Here is a 2,694-nt window from a genome sequence, read left to right on the forward strand (position 1 = left end):
GTGTATACCATTGTGTATACCGTAGGTCTTTAATCTGGGTCAATATTCCAAAGCTTGAATTAAAAGCTTAAAGAACAAGCCTGCCTGAGTGCAGGCTTTTGCTTAGGGAATTTTCTATACAGATTTTTATCCGTTTGCAAAATATTGAACGACGCTAAAATATGTCTTTTGTGCCCTATATTAAATAAAAACTATGTTACGAATATCACTTTATAAAAAATCAATATTTTGTACTTTTCGGCTGTTATCGGAAATAATTTTGCTATTTTAACCTCCCGTTAACCTAATAATTCTGCTGAAATTAAATCGGAATATGACTCTGATTGCAACAAGAACATTGATTTGACGAGCTTTTAGTATTCTCGTAGCATTTATACTCAAATTTTATGGAAATAATTTAAGATTAAATCTTTCAGTAAGTGGGAAAAATACCCCAGAGAAATGTAATATAAAGACAGTAGGTGTGAGTGAGAATACAAATATGTCTAAACTGCTTTGGAACGTTTTAAAATTAAGTCCAGTTTTGATTGCTGCAACTTTGACCGCAGCAGGTAGTGCTTTGGCTGGGGAAGCTAACGACAGCGTTACTCCTGTGAACCAAATCGCCCAAGGACAACAGTCTGACAATATTGGTCAGGTAACATCTGTATCCCAATTTTCCGATGTACAGCCTACAGATTGGGCATTCCAAGCATTACAATCATTGGTTGAGCGTTACGGTTGTATCGCTGGATATCCAAATGGTACTTATCGCGGTAACAGAGCTTTGACTCGTTATGAGTTTGCCGCAGGTTTAAATGCTTGTTTGGACAGAGTTAACGAATTGATTGCAACTGCGACTGCTGATTTGGTTAAAAAAGAAGATTTAGCCGCGTTGCAGCGTTTGCAAGAAGAGTTTTCGGCGGAATTGGCAACCCTGCGTGGTCGCGTTGATAGTTTAGAAGCGAGAACTGCTGAATTGGAAGCGAACCAGTTTTCAACCACAACCAAGTTAGTTGGGGAAGCAATTTTCAGCATTTCTGATGCATTTGGTGATAGTGCAGCAAATAGTTCTAGGACATTAGTTAATGCACCGAATACACCCAAGAGAGACTTAAATAGTAATACAGTTTTCTCCGAGCGCGTGCGTTTGAGCTTAAACAGCAGTTTCACCGGTAAAGACCAGTTACAAATTCGTTTGCAAGCGGGAAATACTACGCCAAATAGCAATGTCACTGGTACAAACATGACCCGTTTGGCTTATGACAACGACACCAATAACAACGTCCAAATAGATAAAATTAACTACGCTTTCAACCTGACTGATGCAGTACGTGTAAAGGTTGATGCTAACAATGGTGAATTCTGGGAAAACATGAACAACTTCAACCCCGACTTGGCTAGTTCAAGCCGTGGTTCGATTTCCCGTTATGGTCGTTTTAGTCCAATTTACCGTCAAGGTTCTGGTGGTGCTGGTGCAACAATTAGCTTTGCTCCCAAATCGCCAATATCTGCATCCATTGGTTATTTAGCTGGTGGAAGTAACAATACAGCCAGCAGTCCTTTGGTCGGAAATGGTTTAACTGATGGTAACTATGCTGCGCTCGCGCAATTGGGATTCCAAGCTAGCAAAAAGTTGGGTATCGGCTTTACCTATGCCAACACATACCAAAATCCAGTTGCGTCACGCAATGGAATTACTAGTGGTGGTGATGTGAATGCATTTGCAAGCACTGGTAGTAATTTAGCAAGTAGACCTTTTGGTAATGTTGCCACTTCTGGTAGTCACTACGGTGTACAAGCTAACTTCAAATTAAGCGACACCATTGCCTTAGGTGGATGGGCTGGTTACGCTGATTTGGAAGCAAAAGGTGGTGGTGCAGGTGTTGCAGGTAAAGATGCAACTGCTGTCTACTGGGCTGCAAATCTTGGATTGAGAGATTTTGGTAGCAAAGGTAGCTTACTCGGTATTACTTTTGGTCAACCACCTAAAATCACAGGTAGCAGATACAAGGTTGGTGGGGTTAGACAAATTGATGCTGATACATCGTATCAATTGGAAACCCTCTACCGATTGCAACTCAATGACAATGTTTCCGTTACTCCCAGCTTGTTAGTGATTTTTAATCCTGAACACAACGACAAAAACGACACCGTTTACGTTGGTACTTTGCGTACCACCTTTAATTTCTAATGTCGTAAATATTTAAGGCATTTTTGGGTTAGCATAATCCATATTGTAGGGGCGTAGCTTGCTTCTCCGTTTCGGAGTACGGTTGTTCGCCCTTTTATTGTATTTATTGGGAAAATTGGTTTAGTAATGAATGTAAAATAAACGAGAGCAAATAAATAAGGGTGAATAAATCAATCAGGACAAACGGTTGTTTGCCCCTACGGGGAATATGATGGTTATGATTGTTCTGTTTCTTCGGGCTTTTTTAAATTTGTGGGAGGGCGATCGCTACTCCAAGCCCACCAAACATAATCACATTTACAGTGATAAAATTCTTGCCATTTACGACGATAATTTTCAGAGGTAACAGGAGCGCGTCGATTGATCCAGACTTGTGTTGCTTCTAAGCTACTGGCATGACATTTGGGACAACAAAATTGATAAGCATGAACAGCCCGATTTGTCCATTCTGGTGGGATAAGTGCAAAAGCTTCCATTTAGGGATTTTGGATTGTATGAGAATATTAGTGTTCTGGAAAATT

Annotated in this window: 2 protein-coding genes; one reads left to right on the forward strand and one right to left on the reverse strand. The window is 40.3% G+C overall.

The window, feature by feature from the left end:
* The first annotated feature begins 481 nt into the window (after positions 1-481).
* Positions 482-2,173, forward strand: a complete 1,692-nt coding sequence (locus CK510_RS29020) for an iron uptake porin (RefSeq protein ID WP_095724927.1) — start codon at positions 482-484, stop codon at positions 2,171-2,173.
* 215 nt (positions 2,174-2,388) lie between these two features.
* Here the strand turns inward: CK510_RS29020 and CK510_RS29025 are convergent, their stop codons facing one another.
* Positions 2,389-2,649, reverse strand: a complete 261-nt coding sequence (locus tag CK510_RS29025) for a hypothetical protein (protein ID WP_095724928.1) — start codon at positions 2,647-2,649, stop codon at positions 2,389-2,391.
* Between the last annotated feature and the right edge of the window lie 45 nt (positions 2,650-2,694).

This window comes from Brunnivagina elsteri CCALA 953 (assembly GCF_002289455.1).
In the GTDB taxonomy this organism is placed as follows: domain Bacteria; phylum Cyanobacteriota; class Cyanobacteriia; order Cyanobacteriales; family Nostocaceae; genus Brunnivagina; species Brunnivagina elsteri.